The 24265-nt window shown below is 62.5% G+C and carries 21 protein-coding genes; 6 read left to right on the top strand and 15 right to left on the bottom strand.

The window, feature by feature from the left end; translation table 11 throughout:
* Nucleotides 1-13: 13 nt before the first annotated feature.
* The 7 genes from rsmG to rpmH all read right to left on the bottom strand — a co-directional run bounded on the left by rsmG (nucleotide 14) and on the right by rpmH (nucleotide 6999).
* Complete coding sequence (rsmG, locus tag ACSMEV_RS03825; protein WP_459207319.1) at nucleotides 14-664, bottom strand: 16S rRNA (guanine(527)-N(7))-methyltransferase RsmG; 651 nt, start codon at nucleotides 662-664, stop codon at nucleotides 14-16.
* A complete protein-coding gene (gene mnmG / locus ACSMEV_RS03830) occupies nucleotides 661-2553 on the bottom strand; it encodes a tRNA uridine-5-carboxymethylaminomethyl(34) synthesis enzyme MnmG (protein WP_459207320.1) in 1893 nt (630 codons plus the stop codon). Before mnmG ends, rsmG begins: the two co-directional genes overlap by 4 nt.
* A gap of 513 nt (nucleotides 2554-3066) precedes the next feature.
* Nucleotides 3067-4437 carry a tRNA uridine-5-carboxymethylaminomethyl(34) synthesis GTPase MnmE gene (gene mnmE, locus ACSMEV_RS03835; protein WP_459207321.1) on the bottom strand — a complete coding sequence of 457 codons (1371 nt, stop codon included), beginning with the start codon at nucleotides 4435-4437 and terminating at the stop codon, nucleotides 3067-3069.
* Nucleotides 4438-4523: 86 nt separating this feature from the next.
* Entirely contained in the window at nucleotides 4524-6206 is a 1683-nt protein-coding gene (gene yidC / locus ACSMEV_RS03840) for a membrane protein insertase YidC (RefSeq protein ID WP_459207322.1), read from the bottom strand.
* A 2-nt stretch (nucleotides 6207-6208) separates the two neighbouring features.
* Entirely contained in the window at nucleotides 6209-6454 is a 246-nt protein-coding gene (gene yidD, locus ACSMEV_RS03845; protein ID WP_081673786.1) for a membrane protein insertion efficiency factor YidD, read from the bottom strand.
* Nucleotides 6447-6851, bottom strand: coding sequence for a ribonuclease P protein component (gene rnpA / locus ACSMEV_RS03850; RefSeq protein ID WP_296267331.1), 405 nt, complete (start codon nucleotides 6849-6851; stop codon nucleotides 6447-6449). The genes yidD and rnpA overlap by 8 nt, the downstream gene beginning before the upstream one ends.
* Before the next feature lie 13 nt (nucleotides 6852-6864).
* Nucleotides 6865-6999, bottom strand: coding sequence for a 50S ribosomal protein L34 (gene rpmH / locus ACSMEV_RS03855; protein WP_002551315.1), 135 nt, complete (start codon nucleotides 6997-6999; stop codon nucleotides 6865-6867).
* A 585-nt stretch (nucleotides 7000-7584) separates the two neighbouring features.
* Here rpmH and dnaA point away from each other — a divergent pair.
* The 4 genes from dnaA to gyrB are packed head-to-tail and all read left to right on the top strand — an operon-like array spanning nucleotide 7585 to nucleotide 13803.
* Nucleotides 7585-9114, top strand: a complete 1530-nt coding sequence (dnaA, locus tag ACSMEV_RS03860) for a chromosomal replication initiator protein DnaA (protein WP_459207323.1) — start codon at nucleotides 7585-7587, stop codon at nucleotides 9112-9114.
* A gap of 40 nt (nucleotides 9115-9154) precedes the next feature.
* The gene (dnaN, locus tag ACSMEV_RS03865) at nucleotides 9155-10258 is read left to right on the top strand and encodes a DNA polymerase III subunit beta (protein WP_459207324.1); all 1104 of its coding nucleotides are present in this window, start codon (nucleotides 9155-9157) and stop codon (nucleotides 10256-10258) included.
* 16 nt (nucleotides 10259-10274) lie between these two features.
* Complete coding sequence (gene recF, locus ACSMEV_RS03870; RefSeq protein WP_296267104.1) at nucleotides 10275-11378, top strand: DNA replication/repair protein RecF; 1104 nt, start codon at nucleotides 10275-10277, stop codon at nucleotides 11376-11378.
* A 4-nt stretch (nucleotides 11379-11382) separates the two neighbouring features.
* Complete coding sequence (gene gyrB / locus ACSMEV_RS03875) at nucleotides 11383-13803, top strand: DNA topoisomerase (ATP-hydrolyzing) subunit B (RefSeq protein ID WP_459207325.1); 2421 nt, start codon at nucleotides 11383-11385, stop codon at nucleotides 13801-13803.
* A 327-nt stretch (nucleotides 13804-14130) separates the two neighbouring features.
* Here the strand turns inward: gyrB and ACSMEV_RS03880 are convergent, their stop codons facing one another.
* The 4 genes from ACSMEV_RS03880 to glyQ form a co-directional block, all read right to left on the bottom strand.
* Nucleotides 14131-14901, bottom strand: coding sequence for a lysophospholipid acyltransferase family protein (locus ACSMEV_RS03880; protein WP_459207326.1), 771 nt, complete (start codon nucleotides 14899-14901; stop codon nucleotides 14131-14133).
* Nucleotides 14902-14963: 62 nt separating this feature from the next.
* A complete protein-coding gene (gmhB, locus tag ACSMEV_RS03885) occupies nucleotides 14964-15491 on the bottom strand; it encodes a D-glycero-beta-D-manno-heptose 1,7-bisphosphate 7-phosphatase (protein ID WP_459207327.1) in 528 nt (175 codons plus the stop codon).
* Between the two features lie 3 nt (nucleotides 15492-15494).
* Nucleotides 15495-17549, bottom strand: a complete 2055-nt coding sequence (gene glyS / locus ACSMEV_RS03890; protein ID WP_459207328.1) for a glycine--tRNA ligase subunit beta — start codon at nucleotides 17547-17549, stop codon at nucleotides 15495-15497.
* Nucleotides 17546-18493 carry a glycine--tRNA ligase subunit alpha gene (gene glyQ, locus ACSMEV_RS03895; RefSeq protein ID WP_296267115.1) on the bottom strand — a complete coding sequence of 316 codons (948 nt, stop codon included), beginning with the start codon at nucleotides 18491-18493 and terminating at the stop codon, nucleotides 17546-17548. The genes glyS and glyQ overlap by 4 nt, the downstream gene beginning before the upstream one ends.
* An 83-nt stretch (nucleotides 18494-18576) precedes the next feature.
* Between glyQ and ACSMEV_RS03900 the strand changes: the two genes are divergently transcribed.
* Entirely contained in the window at nucleotides 18577-19128 is a 552-nt protein-coding gene (locus tag ACSMEV_RS03900) for a DNA-3-methyladenine glycosylase I (RefSeq protein ID WP_459207329.1), read from the top strand.
* Between the two features lie 39 nt (nucleotides 19129-19167).
* Complete coding sequence (locus tag ACSMEV_RS03905) at nucleotides 19168-20055, top strand: lysophospholipid acyltransferase (protein WP_459207330.1); 888 nt, start codon at nucleotides 19168-19170, stop codon at nucleotides 20053-20055.
* 210 nt (nucleotides 20056-20265) lie between these two features.
* Here the strand turns inward: ACSMEV_RS03905 and ACSMEV_RS03910 are convergent, their stop codons facing one another.
* The 4 genes from ACSMEV_RS03910 to fmt are packed head-to-tail and all read right to left on the bottom strand — an operon-like array spanning nucleotide 20266 to nucleotide 24226.
* Nucleotides 20266-20577, bottom strand: a complete 312-nt coding sequence (locus ACSMEV_RS03910; protein WP_459207331.1) for a tetratricopeptide repeat protein — start codon at nucleotides 20575-20577, stop codon at nucleotides 20266-20268.
* Between the two features lie 14 nt (nucleotides 20578-20591).
* Complete coding sequence (trkA, locus tag ACSMEV_RS03915) at nucleotides 20592-21965, bottom strand: Trk system potassium transporter TrkA (protein WP_413045651.1); 1374 nt, start codon at nucleotides 21963-21965, stop codon at nucleotides 20592-20594.
* Between the two features lie 21 nt (nucleotides 21966-21986).
* Nucleotides 21987-23297 carry a 16S rRNA (cytosine(967)-C(5))-methyltransferase RsmB gene (gene rsmB, locus ACSMEV_RS03920; RefSeq protein ID WP_459207332.1) on the bottom strand — a complete coding sequence of 437 codons (1311 nt, stop codon included), beginning with the start codon at nucleotides 23295-23297 and terminating at the stop codon, nucleotides 21987-21989.
* Nucleotides 23294-24226, bottom strand: coding sequence for a methionyl-tRNA formyltransferase (gene fmt / locus ACSMEV_RS03925; RefSeq protein WP_459207333.1), 933 nt, complete (start codon nucleotides 24224-24226; stop codon nucleotides 23294-23296). The genes rsmB and fmt overlap by 4 nt, the downstream gene beginning before the upstream one ends.
* Nucleotides 24227-24265 lie beyond the last annotated feature (39 nt).

Raw genomic sequence — 24265 nt, forward strand, 5'->3', positions numbered from 1 at the left:
CGCGTGTTCCCTGTCATGCCTTGCGGCGCAGTGTCAGTAAATGGCGCTGGCCCTGGCAACCGGGGACGGTCAAGGCCTGTTCGCTTTCCACTGTGAAGTCAGGCGGCAATGCTACCAGTTCATCGGCAGGATGCAGCCCCTTCATTGCAAGCCATTGCGTGGAGAGGTCACCGAGGTGGCGTGTCCAGTTGGTGAAGTTCTCCATACTGCTGAACGCACGGGAGACGATGCCACTGAACGGCTCGGCAGGTTGGAAGGCTTCCACACGGCTGTGGACAACTTGCAGGTTGTCCAGCTTCAGCTCCATTTTCACCTGGGTCAGGAAGCGGGTTTTCTTACCGTTGCTGTCCAGCACCGTCACCTGCTTGTGCGGATGCAGGATGGCCAGGGGAATGCCCGGCATGCCGCCGCCGCTACCCACGTCCAGCCAACGCTGGCTGTCGCTGTGGATAAACGGCATGACGCTGAGGCTGTCGAGCAGGTGGCGCGAGACCATTTCGTCCGGGTCGCGCACAGCGGTCAGGTTGTAGGCCTTGTTCCATTTGATCAGCAGGCCCAGGTAGGCCAGCAGCAGCTCGTGCTGACGTTCGGTCAGAGCTACGCCCAGCTGCTCGGCGCCTGTGGACAACTCTGCGGCGTGTTGCGGGGAAACCTGCGCGCTCAAACGTTCAACTCCAGTTCGCGACCGGCGCCGCGTTTCTTCAAATGGATCAGCAAGAGGGAAATCGCCGCCGGCGTGACGCCCGGAATACGCGAGGCCTGCCCGAGGGTTTCGGGGCGGGTCTGGCCGAGCTTGCCCTGGATCTCCTTGGACAGACCGGAAATCCCGGTGTAGTCGATATCCACAGGCAGACGGGTGTCTTCGCTGGCGCGCAGGCGGGCGATCTCGTCCTGTTGGCGGTCGATGTAGCCGGCGTACTTGGTCTTGATCTCGACCTGCTCGGCCACCTGCGCCGGTACGGCTTCGCCGCCGGTCACTTCGATCAGCCCGGCGTAGTCGACTTCCGGGCGGGTCAGCAGGTTGAGCAAGCTGTACTCATGGCTCAAGGGGGTGCCGAACTTTTCCGACACGGCATCGCCCTGCGGGGTATTGGGACGCACCCAGGTGCTCTTGAGGCGCTGCTCTTCGCGCTCGATGCCTTCGCGCTTGGCGCAGAACGCGGCCCAACGCGCGTCGTCGATCAGGCCCAGCTCGCGGCCTTTCTCGGTCAGACGCAGGTCGGCGTTGTCCTCGCGCAGGATCAGGCGGTATTCGGCCCGCGAGGTGAACATGCGGTACGGCTCCTGAGTGCCGAGGGTGATCAGATCGTCCACCAGCACACCGATGTACGCCTCGTCCCGGCGCGGGCACCAGCTGTCCTTGCCCTGCGCCCGCAGCGCGGCGTTGGTGCCGGCCAGCAAGCCTTGCGCGCCGGCCTCTTCGTAACCGGTGGTGCCGTTGATCTGCCCGGCGAAGAACAGGCCGGCGATGACTTTGGTTTCCAGGCTGTACTTGAGGTCACGTGGGTCGAAGTAGTCGTATTCGATGGCGTAACCCGGACGCACGATGTGCGCGTTCTCCATGCCGCGGATCGAGCGCACCACTTGCAGCTGCACGTCGAAGGGCAGCGAGGTGGAGATGCCGTTGGGGTACAGCTCATGGGTGTTCAGGCCTTCGGGCTCGATGAACACCTGGTGGCTGTCCTTGTCGGCGAAGCGGTGGATCTTGTCTTCGATCGACGGGCAGTAGCGCGGGCCGATGCCTTCGATCATGCCCGAGTACATCGGCGAGCGGTCGAGGTTGGCGGCGATGATTTCGTGGGTGCGCGCATTGGTGTGGGTGATCCAGCAGCTGACCTGGCGCGGGTGCAGTTGCGCATCGCCCATGAACGACATGACCGGGATCGGCGTGTCGCCGGGTTGCTCGGTCATTACCGAGAAGTCCACCGAACGGCCATCGATGCGCGGCGGCGTGCCAGTCTTCAGGCGACCGACGCGCAGCGGCAGTTCACGCATGCGCTTGGCCAGGGCCATGGCGGGCGGATCGCCGGCACGGCCACCGGAGTAGTTCTGCATGCCGATGTGGATAAGTCCGCCGAGGAAGGTGCCGGTGGTCAGGACCACGGCGTCGGCATGGAAGCGCAGACCCATCTGCGTGACCACGCCTTTGACCTCGTCCTGTTCGACGATCAGGTCGTCGCAGGCCTGCTGGAATATCCACAGGTTGGGCTGGTTTTCCAGAATCTCGCGCACCACCGCCTTGTAGATGGCGCGGTCCGCCTGGGCACGGGTAGCCCGCACCGCAGGGCCTTTGCGGTTGTTCAGTACGCGGAACTGGATGCCGCTCATGTCGGTGGCCAACGCCATGGCGCCGCCGAGCGCATCGATCTCCTTGACCAGATGGCTCTTGCCGATGCCGCCGATGGCGGGGTTGCAGCTCATGTGACCGAGGGTTTCCACGTTGTGGGTCAGCAACAGGGTTTTCACGCCCATGCGTGCTGAGGCAAGCGCAGCCTCGGTACCGGCATGGCCGCCGCCGATGACGATCACTTCAAAACGGGAAGGGAAATCCACCACGCACCTCGTGCCTGTTTTTGCGAATAAAGAAGGTAAGCCGGCAAGTATAGGGAATTCCCCCCTCCCAAAGAAACCGTCTGAGCAAAATTTGATCAGGCTGTGGATGAGTGGCAGTTATAGAAATAAACAAGGTAGATATTTAAAAAGCTTTACTGCTGTTACTACTCTTATGCACACCTTCATCTGTGGATAGATCCACACAAGCCTTTTAAAACGTGGCATACAGCGTTTCAAAACCCTGTGGCTCACTGCCTATGAGCCATCTGCATAAGCCTGTGTAGCCTGTGCATAACTAGCCTATTTACACACAACGTGTTTTTTCCTCAGACAAGGAGCTTGCTTATCAACTGAGCTCAGGCATAGTTTTCCACAGGGCTTAGCCTGGGCGTAATGGGTAGCGATGGGGTATGGGAAGGTGCAGCGAGAGGAAGAAATGCGGCGTGCCTGTGCATAAGCAGCACGGATCGGCGCTGCCCCCTTACGGACGAAGGGGGCGAACGGCGCCGAGGGTCATTTACCGATGCAGAAACTCGAGAAGATGCGACCGAGCAGATCGTCCGAGCTGAACGCACCGGTGATCTCGCCCAAGGCTTGTTGAGCCTGTCGCAGGTCTTCGGCCAGCAGCTCGCCAGCGCCCGCCAGGGTCAGTTGGGCGTGCCCGTGCTGGAGGTGGTCGCTGGCCAGGCGCAAAGCCTCCAGATGGCGACGGCGGGCGCTGAAACCGCTCTCTGCGGTCTGCTCGTAGCCCATGCAGGCTTTGAGGTGTTCGCGCAGCAGCTCCAGGCCCTGGTCGCCTTGCTTGGCGCTCAGGGTGATGGTGACGTGGCCGTCTGCGCCTTGCTGCAAGCCGACCGCTTCGCCGCTCAGGTCGGCTTTGTTGCGAATCAGCGTGACCGTACCGGGGGCGGGCCGCTGCACCAGAAACTCTGGCCATAGCGCGAACGGATCGGACGCTTCCGGCGCCGTGGAGTCCACCACCAGCAAAACCCGATCGGCCTCGCCGATGGCCTTGAGCGCGCGTTCCACCCCAATGCGCTCGACCTGATCGCTGGTGTCGCGCAAGCCTGCCGTGTCGACCACATGGAGCGGCATGCCATCGATGTGGATATGTTCGCGCAGAATGTCCCGCGTGGTGCCGGCGATGTCGGTGACGATGGCCGCCTCGCGTCCTGCCAACTGGTTGAGCAGGCTCGACTTGCCGGCGTTGGGTCGGCCGGCGATCACCACCGTCATGCCGTCGCGCAGCAACGCGCCCTGCCCGGCTTCGCGCTGCACTGTGGACAACTCGCGGCGCACCGCTTCGAGCATCGACAGCACATGGCCATCGGCGAGGAAGTCGATTTCCTCTTCCGGGAAGTCGATGGCGGCCTCGACGTAGATGCGCAGCGCGATCAGCGCCTCTGTCAGGGAATGCACGCGTTTGGAAAACTCGCCTTGTAACGAACGCAAGGCATTGCGCGCCGCCTGTGCCGAGCTGGCTTCGATGAGGTCGGCGATGGCTTCGGCCTGGGCCAGATCGAGCTTGTCGTTGAGAAAGGCCCGCTCGCTGAATTCGCCGGGCCGCGCCAGGCGGCAGCCCAACGCCACGCAGCGCTGCAGCAGCATGTCCAGTACCACGGGCCCGCCGTGGCCTTGCAGCTCCAGTACGTCTTCGCCAGTAAAGGAATTGGGCCCCGGGAAGAACAGCGCGATGCCTTCGTCCAGCACCAGGCCATCCTCTGCGCGGAACGGTCCGTAGTGGGCATGGCGGGGCTTGAGCGCCCGGCCGGTGATGACCTCGCCGGCTTTCTTGGCCAGCGGCCCCGACAGCCTGACGATGCCGACACCACCGCGACCTTGAGCGGTCGCGATGGCGGTGATGGTTTCACGCGCGGTGTGCATGCTCGAACGCCTCCATTGGCTGAATCTCAGATAGCAAAACGCCCCACGATGGGGGCGTTTTTATTCACAGGTTAGACCGCAGCCTGTCAGACGACCGCTTTCTTGTTGGCCGCCTCGATGCGACGGGTGATGTACCACTGCTGCGAAATCGACAGGCAGTTGTTCACAACCCAGTACAGCACCAGACCGGCCGGGAACCACAGGAAGAAGAAGGTGAAGACGATCGGCATCATTTTCATCACCTTGGCCTGCATCGGATCGGGCGGCGTCGGGTTCAGGCGCTGCTGGATGAACATGGTGGCGCCCATGATGATCGGCAGGATGAAGAACGGATCCTTGATCGACAGGTCGGTGATCCACAGGATCCACGGCGCCTGGCGCATCTCGACGCTTTCCAGCAGAACCCAGTACAAGGACAGGAAGACCGGCATCTGCACCAGGATCGGCAGGCAGCCGCCCAGCGGGTTGATCTTCTCTTTCTTGTACAGCTCCATCATCGCCTGGGACATCTTCTGACGATCGTCACCGAAGCGTTCCTTGAGCGCGGCCAGTTTCGGCGCCACGGCGCGCATGCGGGCCATGGAACGGTAGCTGGCGGCGGACAGCGGGAAGAACAGGCCTTTGATCAGCATGGTCAGCACGATGATCGACCAGCCCCAGTTACCTAGGATGCTGTGGATATGTTGCAGCAGCCAGAAGATCGGCTGGGCGATGAACCACAGGAAGCCGTAGTCGACGGTCAGCTCCAGGCCTGGGGACAACTCCTTGAGTTTGGCCTGGCTCTTGGGACCGGCGTACAGCACGGCGCTGGTTTCGGCTTTGCCGCCGGCCGGTACGCTGATGGCCGGGCCGGTGTAACCGATGATGTAGTTGCCTTGGCTGTCCTTGCGCGTCTGCACCACATTGTTTTCGGACTTGGCGGGAATCCACGCGGTCACGAAGTAGTGCTGCAGCCAGGCGACCCAGCCACCGGATACGGTTTCCTGCAGGCTGCCCTTGTCCATGTCTTTCATCGACACTTTCTTGTAGGGCTCTTCCTTGGTCCACAGCGCCGCACCCAGGTAGGTGGCGGTGCCGGTCGCGGTGCTCGAGGAAGGATCGGAGCTGGCGTCACGCTTGAGCTGGGCGAACAGGTTGCCATTCCAGGCCTGAGCGCTCTGGTTGTCGATCAGGTAGCTGACGTTCAGGTCGTACTCACCGCGCTTGAAGGTGAAGCGCTTGATGTAGTTGACGCCGTTGTCGCTGAACTTGAGGTCGACCACCAATTGCTGCTGGCCATCGGCCAATTGGTAGCTCTTCTGCTCCGCGGCGTACAGCGGGCGACCGCTGCTGCGGGCATCCGGGCCGTTGACGCCGGTCAGGCCGCTTTGCGCGAGGTAGACGCGCTCGCCACCGTTGTCGAACAGCTGGAAAGGAATCTCCGGATGGTCTTGGCGACGTGGGTAGGTGGGTAGGGTCAGCTGGACGACATCGCCACCGACCGGGTCGATAGCCAGGTTCAGGACATCCGTCTTGATCCGGATCAGGTCCTTGCTGACCGCCACAGGGGCCAGTTCGGTCGGGCTGGATTCAGCAGTGGTGCTCGGCACATCGGCGTTGGCACCGCTGTTACCGGTCGCCGTGGTGTCCGGCAAAGCCGGGGCGGCGTTATTGGCAGCAGCATGCTGAGTCGGCAAGGCGGCCTGCCCGTAGTTCTCGTTCCATTTCAGGACCAGAACGTAGGACACGATTGCCAGGGCGACGATCAGGATCGTGCGTTTAATATCCATGATTACTCGGCTATCGAAGAAGTTCGGGAGGAAGGCGCTGGCGGAACGGGATCATAACCACCGTCGTTCCACGGATTACATCGCCCCAGGCGACGAACGGTTAGCCACCCACCACGCAAGAGGCCATGGGTTTCGATGGCTTCATAGGCGTAACAGGAGCAACTGGGGTAGAAACGACAGTGACTGGCCATCAGTGGACTAATGGCGTAGCGGTAAAACTGGATCGGGACGAGTGCCAGTTTACGCATCGTGACTGTCTACCCCTGCGGTGTCGGCAGTGACCGCTGGAGAGGGACGACTGCGTACGAGCCGTTTCCAGAGCTTGCCAAAATGTTGGTGCAATTCTGGGTTTTCTATCTCGCCCAACCCCTTGCGCGCGACGATCACGATGTCGAGACCAGCAAGGCTCTGCTGGTTCCGGCGAAAGGAATCACGCATCAAACGTTTGAGGCGATTGCGCTGAACGGAGAGCTTGACGCTCTTTTTCCCGATCACCAGGCCTAGCCGTGGCAGGTCGAGACCGTTTTCACGCGCAAGGATCAGCAGGTTTTTCCCTGGAACCTTGCCGGTTGGGGAGTCGAAGACCGCTTTGAAGTGCCGAGGTATAAGCAGCCGCTTATCCCGACTGAAGTCCTGACTCACCACCTGTGCCGGAGAATCAAACAGCCAGACGCTTACGGCCTTTGGCACGACGACGCGACAGGACGGCGCGGCCGTTCTTGGTGGCCATGCGAGCACGGAAGCCGTGGGTGCGAGCGCGTTTGATGGTGCTGGGTTGGAAAGTACGTTTCATGGCGTGTTACCTGGTTTGTAAACAACGGGTCGGAATGACCCCTTTTTAAGAGACCGGCGATTCTAGAGAAAGCAAGGCCATAGGTCAATTTCCAACCAACCTTTACTTGTGACCTGTGGTCGGCGAGCCGACTGGCGGAGCGAGACCGATTTTTCGTCGGACCACGAAACGGACAACATTGAAAATAAAGAGAGACATATAAAAAGCTTTTTTAAAGAATCTATAACGTTTAGGCAGCCCCTCATCTGTGGATAACCTTCACGAAGCCAGATAATTCAAGCTGTACAGAGGATGACAAGTCTGTCTGTAATCCGTGCTGCGGATGTGCTGCGCCTGCGTTCAACTTGTGGATATCTTGCCTATTTACCCACATGGGATTTATGCACAGGCTGGACCCCGGAGTTGTGCATAGCGCTCAGTGGCTGTTATCCACAAGGCTTATGCACAGGATAAAATGGCATATCCGTCGAAATATGGCGCATTCGTCTTAGTCGAACTGGCGGTCACGTGTGGATAAGTTTCCACCGCACCGGTACAATAGCCGGCTAGTTTTGGCCTAGCGGCTCTCACATTCAGGGGATACCTGTGTCAGTGGAACTTTGGCAGCAGTGCGTCGAGCTCTTGCGCGATGAGCTGCCTGCTCAACAATTCAATACCTGGATACGTCCACTACAGGTCGAAGCCGAAGGCACCGAGCTGCGCGTCTACGCGCCCAACCGCTTCGTGCTCGACTGGGTGAACGAAAAGTACCTTGGCCGCTTGCTCGAGCTGATCGGTGAGCATGGCAATGGTATGGCCCCCGCCCTTTCCTTATTAATAGGCAGCAAGCGCAGTTCTGCACCTCGCGCGGCACCCAATGCGCCGGTCAGCGCGGCCATGGCGGCGGCCAACCAACAGCAGCAGGTCGCCACGCCAGCCAACGTGCCGGTCAGCGAGCCTGTGAATAAGCCGGCCCTCGAATTTGGCCAGGGCAACCAGGTCGACCACGCATCGTCCCGGGAAAGCTTCGACGCCATGGGCGACAGCGCACCTGCGCCTGTGCCCAGCCCGCGTACCGAGCAGCGCACCGTGCAGGTCGAAGGCGCCCTCAAGCACACCAGCTACTTGAACCGCACCTTCACCTTCGAAACGTTCGTCGAGGGCAAGTCGAACCAACTGGCGCGTGCCGCCGCCTGGCAGGTCGCCGACAACCCCAAGCATGGCTACAACCCGCTCTTCCTTTATGGCGGCGTGGGTTTGGGCAAGACGCACCTCATGCACGCCGTGGGTAACCACCTGTTGAAGAAGAACCCGAATGCAAAGGTCGTGTACCTGCATTCCGAGCGCTTCGTGGCGGACATGGTCAAGGCGCTGCAGCTGAACGCCATCAACGAATTCAAGCGTTTCTACCGTTCGGTGGACGCCTTGCTGATCGATGACATCCAGTTCTTCGCGCGCAAGGAGCGTTCCCAGGAGGAGTTCTTCCACACCTTCAACGCCCTGCTCGAAGGCGGTCAGCAGGTGATCCTCACCAGCGACCGGTACCCGAAAGAGATCGAGGGCCTGGAAGAGCGTCTGAAGTCACGTTTCGGCTGGGGCCTGACGGTTGCGGTCGAGCCGCCGGAGTTGGAGACCCGGGTCGCCATTCTGATGAAGAAGGCCGACCAGGCGAAGGTCGACCTGCCACACGACGCGGCGTTCTTCATCGCCCAGCGCATCCGCTCCAACGTGCGCGAGCTCGAAGGTGCATTGAAACGGGTGATCGCCCATTCGCACTTCATGGGCCGCGACATCACCATCGAGCTGATCCGCGAGTCGCTCAAGGACTTGCTGGCGCTGCAAGACAAGCTGGTCAGTGTGGATAACATTCAGCGCACCGTGGCGGACTACTACAAGATCAAGATCTCCGATCTGTTGTCCAAGCGTCGCTCGCGCTCGGTGGCCCGTCCTCGCCAGGTGGCCATGGCATTGTCCAAGGAACTGACCAACCACAGTCTTCCCGAGATCGGCGACATGTTCGGCGGCCGCGACCACACCACGGTGCTGCACGCCTGTCGCAAGATCAACGAACTCAAGGAATCCGACGCGGACATCCGCGAGGACTACAAGAACCTGCTGCGTACGCTGACCACCTGATGCGTATGCGCACCGCTTATTGAAGGCAAGGGACTAGACCATGCATTTCACCATTCAACGCGAAGCTTTGTTGAAACCTCTGCAACTGGTCGCAGGGGTCGTCGAGCGCCGTCAGACCTTGCCGGTCCTGTCCAACGTGCTGCTGGTGGTCCAAGGCCAACAGCTGTCGCTGACCGGTACCGACCTCGAAGTCGAACTGGTCGGCCGCGTACAGCTGGAAGAACCTGCCGAGCCTGGCGAGATCACCGTTCCGGCGCGCAAGCTGATGGACATCTGCAAAAGCCTGCCCAGCGACGTGCTGATCGACATCAAGCTCGACGAGCAGAAGCTGCTGGTCAAAGCGGGCCGCAGCCGCTTCACGCTATCCACGCTGCCGGCGAACGACTTCCCCAATGTCGAGGAAGGCCCAGGCTCGCTGACCTGCAACCTGGAGCAGAGCAAACTGCGCCGCCTAATCGAGCGCACCAGCTTCGCCATGGCTCAGCAGGATGTGCGTTACTACCTCAACGGCATGCTGCTCGAAGTCTCCACCGACACCCTGCGTGCCGTGGCCACCGACGGACACCGTCTGGCTCTGTGCGCCATGCAGGCGGCGATCGGCCAGGCCGAACGGCATCAAGTGATCGTGCCGCGTAAAGGCATCCTCGAACTGGCGCGTCTGCTTACCGATCCGGAAGGCATGGTCAGCATCGTGTTGGGTCAGCACCATATCCGCGCAACTACGGGTGAATTCACGTTCACCTCCAAGCTGGTCGACGGCAAGTTCCCCGACTACGAGCGTGTCTTGCCCAAAGGCGGCGACAAACTGGTGATCGGTGATCGCCAGGCATTGCGCGAGGCATTCAGCCGTACCGCGATCCTGTCCAACGAAAAGTACCGCGGTATCCGTCTGCAACTGGCCAACGGGCAGTTGAAGATCCAGGCCAACAACCCCGAGCAGGAGGAAGCCGAGGAAGAGATCAGCGTGGACTACAGCGGCGCTTCGCTGGAGATCGGGTTCAACGTCAGCTACCTGCTGGACGTTTTGGGCGTCATGACCACCGAGCAGGTGCGTCTGATCCTGTCCGATTCAAACAGCAGTGCGTTGCTGCAAGAAGCCGGCAACGACGACTCGTCCTACGTCGTCATGCCGATGCGTCTGTAACCGCCCAGACGCCTCTATGTCGCTTCTACGCGTTTCAGTCACCGCGGTGCGCAACCTGCACCCGGTGACCCTCTCTCCGTCCCCACGCATCAACATCCTCTACGGCGATAACGGCAGCGGTAAAACCAGCGTGCTAGAGGCCGTGCATCTACTTGGTCTGGCACGCTCGTTCCGTAGTACGCGACTCACCCCAGTGATCCAGTACGAGCAGCCGACCTGCACGGTGTTCGGCCAAGTGTCGCTCGAGAGCGGTGCCACCAGCAGTTTGGGCGTCTCTCGCGAGCGGCAAGGTGACTTCACCATCCGTATCGATGGGCAGAACGCTCGGAGCGCTGCGCAACTTGCCGAGTTGTTGCCTTTGCAACTGATCAATCCTGACAGTTTTCGTTTGCTCGAAGGCGCTCCCAAGGTGCGGCGGCAGTTTCTGGACTGGGGAGTGTTCCACGTGGAACCTCGTTTCATGGCCACGTGGCAGCGCCTGCAGAAGGCCCTCAGGCAGCGGAACTCATGGCTACGGCATGGTACACTCGACACTGCGTCGCAAGCCGTGTGGGACCGCGAATTGAGCGCTTCCAGCGACGAAATCGACGAGTACCGCCGTAGCTATATCGCCGCTTTGAAGCCTGTCTTCGAAAAGACGTTGAGCGAATTGCTTGACCTCGAAGGTCTGACCCTCAGCTATTACCGAGGATGGGACAAAGACCGGTCGCTTGCCGAAGTGCTGGCCACCTCCCTTCAACGCGACCAGCAAATGGGACACACCCAGGCGGGCCCACAGCGTGCCGATCTGCGCTTGAGGCTGGGCGCACACAACGCCGCCGATATCCTTTCCAGAGGCCAGCAGAAGCTGGTCGTATGTGCCCTGCGAATCGCGCAAGGGCATTTGGTCAATCAAGCTCGCCGCGGGCAATGCATCTATTTGGTCGACGACCTGCCCTCCGAGCTTGATGAGCAACACCGACGCGCATTGTGCCGGTTGCTCGAAGAATTGAACTGCCAGGTGTTCATCACCTGCGTAGACCACGAATTTCTGCGGGAGAGCTGGCAGAAGGAAACGCCAGTCGCTTTGTTCCACGTGGAACAAGGCCACATCACCCAGACACACGTCCATCGGGAGTGAAGGCATGAGCGAAAATCAAACGTACGACTCTTCCAGCATCAAGGTGTTGAAAGGGCTGGATGCCGTGCGCAAGCGTCCCGGCATGTACATTGGCGATACCGACGACGGTAGCGGCTTGCACCACATGGTGTTCGAAGTCGTCGACAACTCGATCGACGAAGCCCTGGCCGGCCATTGCGATGACATCACCGTCATCATCCACCCAGACGAGTCCATCAGTGTCCGTGACAACGGCCGTGGCATCCCGGTCGATGTGCATAAAGAGGAAGGCGTCTCGGCGGCTGAGGTCATCATGACCGTGCTGCACGCCGGCGGTAAGTTCGACGACAACTCGTACAAGGTATCCGGTGGCCTGCACGGTGTGGGCGTTTCGGTAGTGAACGCCTTGTCCGAGAAGCTGATTCTGACCGTGCGCCGTAGTGGCAAGATCTGGGAGCAGACCTACGTCCACGGTGTACCCCAGGAACCGATGGCGGTGGTGGGCGAAAGCGAAACTACCGGCACCCACATTCACTTCAAGCCTTCGGCCGAGACCTTCAAGAACATCCACTTCAGCTGGGACATCCTGGCCAAGCGGATCCGCGAGTTGTCGTTCCTCAACTCGGGTGTGGGCATCCTGCTCAAGGACGAGCGCTCGGGTAAAGAAGAGTTCTTCAAGTACGAAGGCGGCTTGCGCGCTTTCGTGGAATACCTGAACACCAACAAGACGCCGGTGAACAGTCAGGTCTTCCACTTCTCGGTACAGCGTGACGACGGCGTTGGCGTCGAAGTGGCGTTGCAGTGGAACGACAGCTTCAACGAGAACCTATTGTGCTTCACCAACAACATTCCCCAGCGCGACGGCGGCACCCACCTGGTGGGCTTCCGTTCTTCCCTGACCCGTAGCTTGAACAACTACATCGAGCAGGAAGGCTTGGCGAAGAAGAACAAGGTCGCTACCACCGGTGACGATGCGCGTGAAGGCTTGACCGCAATCATCTCGGTCAAGGTGCCGGACCCCAAGTTCAGCTCGCAGACCAAGGACAAGCTGGTTTCCTCGGAAGTGAAGACCGCAGTCGAGCAGGAGATGAACAAGTACTTCTCCGACTTCCTGCTGGAAAATCCGAACGAAGCCAAGGCCGTAGTCGGCAAGATGATCGACGCCGCACGCGCCCGTGAAGCCGCCCGCAAAGCCCGCGAAATGACCCGTCGCAAAGGCGCGTTGGACATCGCCGGCCTGCCGGGCAAATTGGCCGACTGCCAAGAGAAGGACCCTGCCCTTTCCGAACTGTACCTGGTGGAGGGTGACTCCGCGGGTGGTTCGGCCAAGCAAGGCCGCAACCGTCGCACGCAAGCCATCCTGCCGCTCAAAGGCAAGATCCTCAACGTCGAGAAGGCACGCTTCGACAAGATGATCTCGTCCCAGGAAGTCGGCACGTTGATCACGGCCTTGGGCTGCGGCATTGGCCGCGACGAGTACAACATCGACAAGCTGCGCTACCACAACATCATCATCATGACCGATGCCGATGTCGACGGTTCGCACATCCGGACCCTGCTGCTGACCTTCTTCTTCCGCCAGTTGCCGGAGCTGGTCGAGCGCGGCTACATCTACATCGCCCAGCCGCCGCTGTACAAGGTCAAGAAAGGCAAGCACGAGCAGTACATCAAGGACGACGAGGCCATGGAGGAATACATGACTCAGTCGGCCCTCGAAGATGCCAGCTTGCACTTGGACGAGTCGGCACCGCCAGTGTCCGGCGTACAGCTCGAAAGCCTGGTGAATGACTTCCGTGCGGTCATGAAGACCCTCAAGCGTCTGTCGCGTCTGTACCCCGAAGCGCTCACCGAGCACTTCATCTACATGACCGAGATCACCCAGGAGCATCTGGGTGACCACGCGCACATGCAGACGTGGCTGGCGAATTACCAGGAGCGTCTGGTCAACAGCCAGCGCTCTGGCCTGGTTTACAAAGCCAGCCTGCGTGAAGACAAGGAGCGCAACGTCTGGCTACCTGAGGTGGAGATCGTCTCGCACGGTGCTTCCAGCTATGTGACGTTCAACCGCGACTTCTTCGGCAGCAACGACTACCGCTCGGTGGTCAACATCGGCAACAAGCTGAGCACGTTGCTCGGCGAAGGCGCCTATGTGAAGCGTGGCGAGCGCCGCAAGGCAGTCTCGGAGTTCAAGGAAGCCCTCGACTGGCTGATGAACGAGTCGACAAAGCGCCATACCATCCAGCGCTACAAAGGCCTGGGCGAGATGAACCCGGACCAGCTGTGGGAAACCACCATGGACCCAACGGTGCGTCGCATGCTCAAGGTGACGATCGAAGACGCGATCGGTGCCGACCAGCTGTTCAACACCCTGATGGGCGATGCGGTCGAGCCACGGCGCGACTTCATCGAGAGCAACGCGTTGTCGGTGTCCAACTTGGACTTCTGATTCAGGTTGCAGCGACACACTATGCCCCGGCCGTCCGGGGCATTTTTTTGCCTGCAAATAAGTATATGCGCCTCCCCTGTCCTACCTAATGACTGGCACATGAGGCAGAAGTGGCCGGTAACCGCTTGCGATCTATCGTCTGGGGATAAACGGCGAATAACGAGCAAGAAAAAACCGGCATAAAAGCCGGTTTTTTAAAAGCGCAAAAAAACTTATGCACGATTTTCCAAAAATCTAGTTTTTCTGAAATATCTAACTATTTCAGAGACTTAGATGAAAAATGGAGAGCTTTTCAAAATAGTTGCTCACATCTTATCCACAGAACCGTCAAGCAACCTGCTCCGCACTGGCACTGGCCACGGCCGGCAGTGAGCCCAGTGCCCGTTGAGTCGCCTCGTTCCACGCCTGAGCACGCTCGTTGAGCTCAGCAATGGCACGTGGCCCGGTTCCATCGGCGTACATCGGCTCACCAATCACTACCTCTATCACCCCTGCCCGCTTGTTCCAACCGGTCTTGGGCCAGAACTTGCCTGCATTGTGCGCGATGGGTAGCACTGGCAAGCCTGCGTTGACGGCCAGGGCCGTACCGCCACGCGAGAACTTGCCGACCTGGCCAAAGGGTACGCGCGTGCCTTCCGGGAAGATCAGCACCCAGATGCGCTGCTTGAGCAGTTCGTCGCCCTTCTTGGCTACCTGGCGCAGAGCTTCCTTGGGGTTGTCGCGGTCGATGGCGATAGGGCGCAGCATGGCCATGGCCCAGCCGAAGAATGGCACGTACAGCAGCTCACGTTTGAGCACCTGGCTCAACGGCGAGAAGTACGCCGAGAGGAAAAAGGTTTCCCATGTGCTCTGATGGTTGGACAGGATCACGCAGGGCGTGTCGGGCACATGCTCGGCGCCGGTGATCTTGTAGCGGATGCCTAGCACCACCTGCGCCAGCAACACGGCGAAGCGGCACCAGTAGACGTTGATGAAGCGGTAGCGCTGGCGGAACGGCAGGAACGGCGCGATGAAGAAACTCAGCGTGCACCACAGCAGCGAACTGCTGCCCAGCAGCAGGTAAAAAAGAAAGATTCTGATCGCCTGCAGGATCGACATAGTGGCATGTACCGTTGCGGGGCCTGCCCGCCTGAGAAAAAGTGCGCCTCGAGGCGCACCGTTTAAATTAGGGCCTGGGCCACGCAGGCCAGGTCGTCGTAAATCAGGGTGCCGGTGGGCACGCCCTTGTCCAACGTGCGCTCGCCTTTGCCGGTCTTGACCAGCACGGGTTGGGCACCGACCGCCAGGGCGGCGTCCAGGTCGCCACGGCTGTCGCCGACGAACCAGACCCCTTCCAGCGGATGTTGGTAATGCTCGGCGATCGTCACCAGCATGCCCGGCTTGGGCTTGCGGCAGGCGCAGCCTTCGTCGGGGCCGTGCGGGCAATGGACGACCAGCCCCAGCGTACCGCCCTCCTCTGCCACCAGCTCGCGCAGGTGCGCGTGCATGGCGTCGAGGGTTTCGAGCGGGTAATAGCCGCGCGCCAGGCCCGATTGGTTGGTGGCGACCGCCACCGTCCAACCGGCCTTGCTCAACCGCGCGATGGCCTCGATCGAGCCGGGAATGGGGACCCACTCCGACAGCGACTTGATGTACGCGTCGGAGTCGAAATTGATCACCCCGTCCCGATCAAGTATCAGCAGCTTCAAGGCTCACCCCAGCAACGAGATGTCGGCCACGCCCAGGAACAGACCGCGCAGGCGGCTGAGCAGGGCGTAACGGTTGGCGCGCACCTTGGCGTCCTCGGCGTTGACCATCACCGCCTCGAAGAAGGCGTCCACCGGCTCGCGCAGCGCGGCCAGGCGCGCCAGCGTTTCGCTGTACTGGCGGGCTTCGGCCATCGGTTGCACGGCATGGTCGGCTTGCTGGATGGCCGAATACAGCGAGAACTCGTTGGCGTTGTCGAAGTACTTGGGCTCGACCTGGGGCGAGATCGCGCCTTCGGCCTTGCTCAGCAGGTTCGACACACGCTTGTTCACCGCTGCCAGCGCATCGGCTTCGGGCAGGCGGCGGAAGGCCTGTACGGCCTGCACACGCTGGTCGAAGTCCAATGCCGAAGTCGGCTTGAGGGCACGTACCGAGAGGTAGGTGGCGACATCGATGCCTTCGTCTTCGTAGCGCGCACGCAGGCGGTCGAAGATGAACTCCTGCACCTGGTCGGCCAGGCCCTGGACCTTGACCGTGCTGCCGAACTGGGCGACGGCGAATTGCACCGCCTCGATCAGGTCGAGTTCGAGCTTCTTCTCGATGAGGATGCGCAGCACACCCAACGCCGCGCGGCGCAAGGCATAGGGGTCTTTGCTGCCGGTAGGCAGCATGCCGATGCCGAAGATGCCGACCAGGGTGTCGAGCTTGTCGGCGATGGCCACGGCGGCACCGGTCAGGGTTTCCGGCAATTCGGCGCCGGCACCGCGCGGCATGTACTGCTCGTTCAGCGCCAGGGCGACGTCTTCCGGCTCGCCATCGTTGAGGGCGTAGTAGAAACCGGCGATGCCTTGCATCTCGGGGAACTCGCCGACCATCTCGGTGGCCAGGTCGCATTTGCTCAACAGGCCCGCGCGGGCCGCGCGCTGGGCGTCGCCGCCGATGCGCGGGGCGATCAGCGCCGCCAGCTTGGAAACGCGCACGGCCTTGTCGTAGACGCTGCCCAGCTGCGCCTGGAAGACCACGTTCTTGAGACGATCGTTGAAGGTTTCCAACGGCTGCTTCTTGTCCTGCTTGAAGAAGAACTCGGCGTCGGTCAGGCGTGGGCGCACGACCTTCTCGTTGCCTTGGACGATCTGCTGCGGGTCGCGGCTGTCGACGTTGGCCACGGTGATGAAGCGCGGCAGCAACTTGCCGTCGTCGTCGAGCAGGCAGAAGTACTTCTGGTTGTCCTGCATGGTGGTGATCAGCGCTTCCTGCGGCACGTCTAGGAAACGTTCCTCGAACGAGCACACCAGCGGCACCGGCCATTCCACCAGGGCGGTGACTTCGTCGAGCAGCGCAGGCGGCACGATGGCGCTGCCGCCCTGCTGGCGGGCCAGCGCGTGGGTGCGTTCGGCGATCAGGTCGCGGCGTACGGCGAAATCAGCGATCACCGACGCCTTGAGCAGGTCTTCGGCATAGTTCGCCGGGCTGGTGATCAACACCGGCTCCGGGTGGTGGAAGCGGTGGCCACGGGAGTGGCGGCCGGCCTTCTGCGACAGCAGGGTACAGTCGACGACGTCATCGCCCAGCAGCATCACCAGCCACTGCGGCGGACGCACGAACTCTTCGCGGCTGGCGGCCCAGCGCATGCGCTTGGGAATCGGCAGGTCGTTGAGGGAGTCTTCGACGATGGTCGGCAGCAGGTCGCGGGTGGCCTTGCCCGGAATGTGCTGGGAGAAGCGCAGCTTGGGACCGCTCTGGTCGATCTCGGCTAGCTCCACGCCGCACTTCTTGGCGAAGCCCAGTGCCGCTTGGGTCGGGTTGCCCTCGGCGTCGAAGGCGGCCTGGCGCGGCGGGCCGTCGATGTTGATGCTGCGGTCGGGCTGGTGCAGGTCGAGCGCGCGGATCAGCACGGCCAGGCGGCGCGGTGCTGCATACACGTGCTTGCCGGTGAAGCCCAGGCCAGCGGCCTGCAGGCCTTTCTCGATACCGGCCAGCAATGCATCGCCCAGGGCCGCGAGGACTTTGGGCGGCAGCTCTTCGGTACCCAGCTCAACCAGGAAATCTTGGGTACTCATTCTGTAATCTCCAGCTTGGCCAACACTTCGTCGCGCAGTTCCGGGGTCGCCAGGGGGAAGCCCAGGCGCGCGCGGGCCATCAGGTAGCTCTGCGCCACGTCGCGGGCCAGGGTGCGCACGCGCAGGATGTAGCGCTGGCGTTCGGTCACCGAAATGGCACGGCGGGCATCGAGCAGGTTGAAGGTGTGCGACGCCTTGAGGACCATTTCGTAGGTCGGCAGCGGCAGGTCGAGCTTGATCAGGCGGTTGGCTTCGCTTTCGTAGAAGTCGAACAGTTCGAACAGCTTCTCGACGTTGGCGTGCTCGAAGTTGTAGGTCGACTGCTCCACTTCGTTCTGGTGGAACACGTCGCCATAGGTGACCACACCGAACGGACCGTCGGCCCAGACCAGGTCGTAGACCGAGTCGACGCCTTGGATGTACATGGCCAGACGCTCCAGGCCATAGGTGATTTCACCGGTGACCGGGTAGCACTCGATGCCGCCGGCCTGCTGGAAGTAGGTGAACTGCGAGACTTCCATGCCGTTGAGCCAGATTTCCCAACCCAGACCCCAGGCGCCGAGGGTCGGCGATTCCCAGTTGTCTTCGACGAAGCGGATGTCGTGGACCAGCGGGTCCAGACCGATCGACTTCAGCGAGCCGAGGTACAGCTCCTGGAAGTTGGCGGGGTTGGGCTTGAGCACCACCTGGAACTGGTAGTAGTGCTGCAGGCGGTTGGGGTTCTCGCCGTAGCGCCCGTCGCCGGGCCGACGGCTCGGCTGCACGTAGGCCGCGTTCCAGGTTTCCGGGCCGACGGCACGCAGGAAAGTGGCGGTGTGGAAAGTGCCGGCGCCTACTTCCATATCGTAGGGCTGAAGCACCACACAACCTTGCTCGGCCCAGTACTTCTGCAGGGCGAGGATCAGGTCTTGGAAGGTACGCACGGCTGGCGTAGGCTGGCTCACGAAATTCACCTGTATCTGGGGATGCGGATGTAAAGAGCGGGAGTATAACCCGTTTCGCCTCGCCCTCTACGTATTGGAGCCTTATGCCACGCTGCTTTTGGTGTACCGACGATCCGTTGTATCAGGCCTATCACGACCATGAATGGGGTACGCCGCGGCGTGATCCGGCGTTGCTCTTCGAGGTGCTTTTGCTCGAAGGGTTCCAGGCGGGGCTGTCGTGGATCACCATCCTGCGCAAGCGCGAGCGCTACCGCGAAGTGCTGTACGGCTTCGACCCGGTGCGCCTGGCGCAGATGAGCGATGCGCGCATTGAGGAATTGATGCAGGACGCGAGCATCATCCGCAACCGCCTCAAGCTCAACGCTGCGCGGCGCAACGCCCAGGCCTGGCTGGCTGTGGATAACCCTGCCGAGTGGTTGTGGTCGTTCGTCGGCGGCGCGCCCAAGGTCAACCATTTCGCCAGGCACAGCGACATCCCGGCCTTCACCGAAGAGTCCGTCGCCATGAGCAAGGCTTTGAAGAAAGCCGGTTTCACCTTCGTCGGCCCCACCATCTGCTACGCGCTGATGCAGGCCACCGGCATGGTCATGGACCACACCACCGATTGCGATCGCTACGCCGAGCTGGTGCGCTGACAGGTACAATGCGCCGCTTGCAGCTATGAGGAATGCCCTGTGGAAAAATTCAAAGGCGCCGTGATGGTCGGAGCCTTGCGCCTGTTGGCCAAGCTCCCCTGGGGCGGCGTACAGCGGGTGGGCGCCGGCCTCGGCTGGCTGATGTGGAAACTGCCCACCGGCTCGCGCAACGTGGTGCGCATCAACCTGGCCAAGTGCTTCCCGGAAATGGACCCCGTCGAGCGCGAGCAGTTGGTCGGCCGCGCCTTGCGCGACATTGGCAAATCCTTCGTGGAAAGCGCCTGCGCCTGGATCTGGCACCCGCAGCGCTCCATCGACCTGGTCAAGGAAGTCGAAGGCCTGGACGTGCTGCACCAGGCGTTGGCTTCGGGCAAGGGCGTGGTGGGCATCACCAGCCATCTGGGCAATTGGGAAGTGCTCAACCACTTCTATTGCAACCAGTGCAAACCGATCATCTTCTACCGCCCGCCCAAGCTCAAGGCGGTGGACGACCTGCTGCGCGAGCAGCGGGTGCAGATGGGCAACCGCGTGGCGCCGTCCACCAAGGAAGGCATCTTGAGCGTCATCAAGGAAGTGCGGCGCGGCGGCCAGGTGGGCATCCCCGCCGACCCGGAGCCAGCGGAGTCGGCCGGCGTGTTCGTGCCCTTCCTCGGTACCCAGGCGCTGACCAGCAAGTTCGTGCCGAACATGCTCGCCGGCGGCAAGGCGGTCGGAGTGTTCCTGCACGCCTTGCGCCTGCCCGACGGTTCGGGCTTCAAGGTGATCCTGGAGGCGGCGCCCGAAGCCATGTACAGCCTGGACGTCGCCGAGTCGGCGGCGGCCATGAGCCAGGTGGTGGAGCGTTATGTACGGGCGTATCCGAGCCAGTACATGTGGAGCATGAAGCGCTTCAAGAAGCGGCCGGCGGGCGAGGCGCGCTGGTATTGAAGGCAGGGTGGCCCAGCGCGAACCACAGGGCTTTCCCTGTCAGCCAGGGCGATTCAGCAGGTCGACGGTATGGCCTGGGTTGGGCCGGCTGCGCCGGCCATCGCGGCTTAAGCCGCTCCCACAGGGGGCTCCGCCACGGCTGGAGGTTAGTGCCGATGGTATGGGCGCTAGCAGCGCGAGCCCCACATGCCCGAAGGCCGGAATCGGCTTTTACAGGGTCTTGTTCAGCTTCTTGAGAAAGACCGTCATCTCTTTCTCGGCCTGCTTGTCGCCGTGGGCCTGGGCCGCGTTCACCCCCTCCTCCCACGCCTGGCGCGCTGCATCCAGATCGCCTTGCACTTGATAGGCCTTGCCGAGCAGTTTCCAGGCCGCCGAATACTTCGGGTCCTGTTCCACACAGCGGGCCAGGTGCAGCGCCGCTTCGGCGCCATTGCCTTCGTCGAGCCAGGCCTTGCCCAGGCCAAAGCGCAACAGCGGGTTATCCACACCCTTGGCCAGCACCTTTTCCAGCGACTCACGCATGTTTCCGGCTCCTGCTAGAAGAAACTCAACCCGACGTGGAACAGCTTTTCCACATCGCGTATGTGCTTTTTATCCACAACGAACAGGATCACATGATCGCCGCTTTCGATTACCGTCACGTCGTGGGCGATCAGCACCTGTTCGGCGCGGATGATCGCACCGATGGTCGTCCCCGGCGGCAGCGTGATCTCGGCGATGGCCTTGCCCACCACCTTGCTCGACTTGGCGTCGCCATGGGCCACGGCCTCGATGGCTTCGGCCGCGCCGCGGCGCAGGGAGTGCACGCTGACGATGTCGCCACGGCGCACGTGCGCCAGCAGCGTACCGATGGTCGCCAGTTGCGGGCTGATGGCGATGTCGATCTCGCCGCCCTGCACCAGGTCCACGTAGGCCGGGTTGTTGATCAGCGTCATCACCTTGCGCGCGCCCAGACGCTTGGCCAGCAGCGACGACATGATGTTGGCTTCGTCATCGTTGGTCAGGGCCAGGAAGATGTCGGCCTCGGCGATGTTCTCTTCGAGCATCAGGTCGCGGTCGGAGGCGCTGCCTTGCAGGACCACGGTGCTTTCCAGGGTGTCGGACAGGTGCCGGCAGCGCGCCGGGTTCATCTCGATGATCTTGACCTGGTAGCGACTTTCGATGGCCTCGGCCAGGCGCTCGCCGATCTGCCCGCCGCCTGCGATCACCACCCGCTTGTTGCTCTCGTCGATGCGCCGCAGCTCGCCCATCACCGCGCGGATGTCGCGCTTGGCGGCGATGAAGAACACCTCGTCGTCGGCCTCGATCACCGTGTCGCCTTGCGGCTTGATCGAGCGGTCGCGGCGGAAGATGGCCGCCACGCGGGTGTCGACGTTGGGCATGTGGGCGCGGATCTGGCGCAGTTGCTGGCCGACCAGCGGCCCGCCGTAGTAGGCCTTGACCGCCACCAGTTGCGCCTTGCCGCCGGCGAAATCGATCACCTGCAAGGCGCCGGGCTGCTCGATCAGGCGCTTGATGTAGTTGGTCACCACCTGCTCGGGGCTGATCAGCACGTCGACCGGAATGGCCTCGTTGTCGAACAGCTCGCGGCGCGTGAGGTAGGCCGCTTCACGTACTCGGGCGATCTTGGTCGGAGTGTGGAACAGGGTGTAGGCCACCTGGCAGGCGACCATGTTGGTTTCGTCGCTGTTGGTCACCGCCACCAGCATGTCGGCGTCTTCCGCGCCGGCCTGGCGCAGCACCGTAGGCAGCGAGCCGCGGCCCTGCACGGTGCGGATGTCGAGGCGGTCGCCGAGGTCGCGCAGGCGCTCGGCGTCGGTGTCGACCACGGTGATGTCGTTCGCTTCGCTGGCCAGGTTCTCCGCCAGGGAACCGCCCACCTGGCCGGCACCGAGGATGATGATCTTCATCGGCTGTCTTGCCCTTCGTGGTTATCCGCGCGTGGCGGCGATCTTGATCAGTTTGGCGTAGTAGAACCCATCGTGCCCGCCTTCCTGGGCCAGCAGCTGGCGGCCATGGGGTTGGCGCAGGCCGGCGTCGGTGGCCAGGTCCAGCTCGCGGGCACCGGGGGTGCGGGCGAGGAACGCGGCAACCACTTCAGTGTTCTCGGTGGGCAGGCTGGAGCAGGTGGCGTAGAGCAGCATGCCGCCCACCTCCAAGGTGGGCCACAGGGCGTCGAGCAGCTCGCCTTGCAGGCTGGCCAGCGCCGGGATGTCGTCGGCCTGGCGGGTCAGCTTGATGTCCGGGTGACGGCGGATCACGCCGGTGGCCGAGCACGGTGCGTCGAGCAGGATGCGCTGGAACGGCTTGCCGTCCCACCAACTGGCGGTATCGCGGGCATCGCAGGCGATCAACTGGGCGTCGAGCTGCAAACGGTCGAGGTTCTCGCGCACGCGCGTCAGGCGCTTGGCTTCGAGGTCGATGGCCACCATCTGCGCCAGGCCCGGCTCGGCCTCGAGCAGGTGGCAGGTCTTGCCGCCCGGGGCGCAGCAGGCATCGAGCACGCGTTGGCCGGGGGCCAGTTCCAGCAAGTCGGCCGACAGCTGCGCGGCTTCGTCCTGCACGCTGATCCAGCCTTCGGCGAAGCCTGGCAGGCCGCGCACGTCGCACGGCGCTTGCAGCACGATACCGTCGCGGCTGTAGCGGCAGGCGCTGGCGGGGACGCCGGCTTCGGCGAGCAGAGCCAGGTAGGCATCACGGCTGTGGTGGCGACGGTTGACCCGCAGGATCATCGGCGGGTGGGCGTTGTTGGCGGCGCAGATGGCTTCCCACTGCTGCGGCCAGAACGCCTTGAGCGACTTCTGTAGCCAACGCGGATGCGCGGTGCGCACCACCGGGTCGCGCTCGAGCTCGGCGAGCAAGGCCTCGCCTTCACGCTGCGCGCGGCGCAGCACGGCGTTGAGCAGGCCCTTGGCCCAGGGCTTTTTCAGCTTGTCGGCGCAACCGACGGTTTCGCCCAGCGCGGCATGGGCCGGGATGCGCGTGTAGAACAACTGATACAGGCCCACCAGCAGCAGCGCCTGCACATCGGCATCGGCGGCCTTGAACGGCTTTTGCAGCAGCTGCGCGGCGAGCAGGTCCAGGCGCGGCTGCCAGCGGGCGGTGCCGAAGGCCAGGTCTTGGGTGAGGCCGCGGTCGCGTTCCTCGACCTTGTCCAGTTGCGCAGGCAACGAACTGTTCAAGGACGCCTTGCCGCTGAGGACGGCGGCGAGTGCGCGGGCGGCTGCCAGGCGTGGGTTCATTGGCCGAGCACCTTGCCGTCGGCGAATTGTTCGCGGCGGCTGTTGAACAGGTCGCTGAAGGCCAGGGCCTTGCCGCCGGGCAGTTGCAGGCGGGTAAGGCTCAACGCTTGCTCGCCGCAGGCGACCACCAGGCCCTGCTTGCTGGCGCTGAGGATTTCACCGGGTGCGCCCTGGCCTGTGCATAACTGCGCGCCGAGCACCTTGAGGCTTTGGCCGTCGAGCGTGGTGTGGCAGATCGGCCAGGGATTGAAGGCGCGGATCAGGCGTTCCAGCTCCACGGCCGGACGGCTCCAGTCCAGGCGCGCTTCGTCCTTGTTGAGCTTGTGCGCATAGGTGGCCAGAGCGTCGTCCTGCACCTCGCCGTGCAGCGAGCCATCCGCCAGGCCGGCGATGGCTTGCAGCACGGCAGGCGGGCCCAGCTCGGCCAGGCGGTCGTGCAGGCTGCCGCCGGTGTCGTCGGCGCCGATCGGCGTGACCACCTTGAGCAGCATCGGCCCGGTGTCGAGGCCGGCTTCCATGCGCATCACCGTCACGCCGCTTTCACCGTCGCCGGCTTGCACCGCGCGCTGGATCGGCGCCGCGCCACGCCAGCGGGGCAGCAGCGAGGCATGGCTGTTGATGCAACCCAGGCGCGGAATGTCGAGCACGGCCTGGGGCAGGATCAGGCCGTAGGCGACCACGACCATGAGATCGGGCGCGAGGGCGGCGAGCTCGGCCTGGGCCTCGGCGTTGCGCAAGGTCGGCGGCTGCAGCACGGGAATGTCATGGGCCGCGGCCAGTTGCTTGACAGGGCTGGGCATGAGTTTCTGCCCGCGCCCGGCGGGGCGGTCCGGTTGGGTATAGACGGCTACCACCTGGTCAGGGCCGTCGAGCAGGGCCTTGAGGTGTTCGGCGGCAAACTCGGGGGTGCCCGCAAAGACAATGCGCATCACGTTCTCGCTTCGGAAAAGAAAAAGGCTTGCCGCGGC

The sequence above is a fragment of the Pseudomonas sp. MLB6B genome (genome assembly GCF_054508135.1).

Coding starts and splice junctions, on each gene's coding strand:
- ACSMEV_RS03900 (WP_459207329.1), top strand. CDS start 18,577: ATGCCACGCTGCTTTTGGTGTACCGACGATCCGTTGTATCAGGCCTAT.
- glyS (WP_459207328.1), bottom strand. CDS start 17,549: ATGAGTACCCAAGATTTCCTGGTTGAGCTGGGTACCGAAGAGCTGCCG.
- trkA (WP_413045651.1), bottom strand. CDS start 21,965: ATGAAGATCATCATCCTCGGTGCCGGCCAGGTGGGCGGTTCCCTGGCG.
- ACSMEV_RS03910 (WP_459207331.1), bottom strand. CDS start 20,577: ATGCGTGAGTCGCTGGAAAAGGTGCTGGCCAAGGGTGTGGATAACCCG.
- fmt (WP_459207333.1), bottom strand. CDS start 24,226: ATGCGCATTGTCTTTGCGGGCACCCCCGAGTTTGCCGCCGAACACCTC.
- recF (WP_296267104.1), top strand. CDS start 10,275: ATGTCGCTTCTACGCGTTTCAGTCACCGCGGTGCGCAACCTGCACCCG.
- ACSMEV_RS03880 (WP_459207326.1), bottom strand. CDS start 14,901: ATGTCGATCCTGCAGGCGATCAGAATCTTTCTTTTTTACCTGCTGCTG.
- dnaN (WP_459207324.1), top strand. CDS start 9,155: ATGCATTTCACCATTCAACGCGAAGCTTTGTTGAAACCTCTGCAACTG.
- yidC (WP_459207322.1), bottom strand. CDS start 6,206: ATGGATATTAAACGCACGATCCTGATCGTCGCCCTGGCAATCGTGTCC.
- rpmH (WP_002551315.1), bottom strand. CDS start 6,999: ATGAAACGTACTTTCCAACCCAGCACCATCAAACGCGCTCGCACCCAC.
- mnmE (WP_459207321.1), bottom strand. CDS start 4,437: ATGCACACCGCGCGTGAAACCATCACCGCCATCGCGACCGCTCAAGGT.
- yidD (WP_081673786.1), bottom strand. CDS start 6,454: ATGCGTAAACTGGCACTCGTCCCGATCCAGTTTTACCGCTACGCCATT.
- rsmB (WP_459207332.1), bottom strand. CDS start 23,297: ATGAACCCACGCCTGGCAGCCGCCCGCGCACTCGCCGCCGTCCTCAGC.
- gyrB (WP_459207325.1), top strand. CDS start 11,383: ATGAGCGAAAATCAAACGTACGACTCTTCCAGCATCAAGGTGTTGAAA.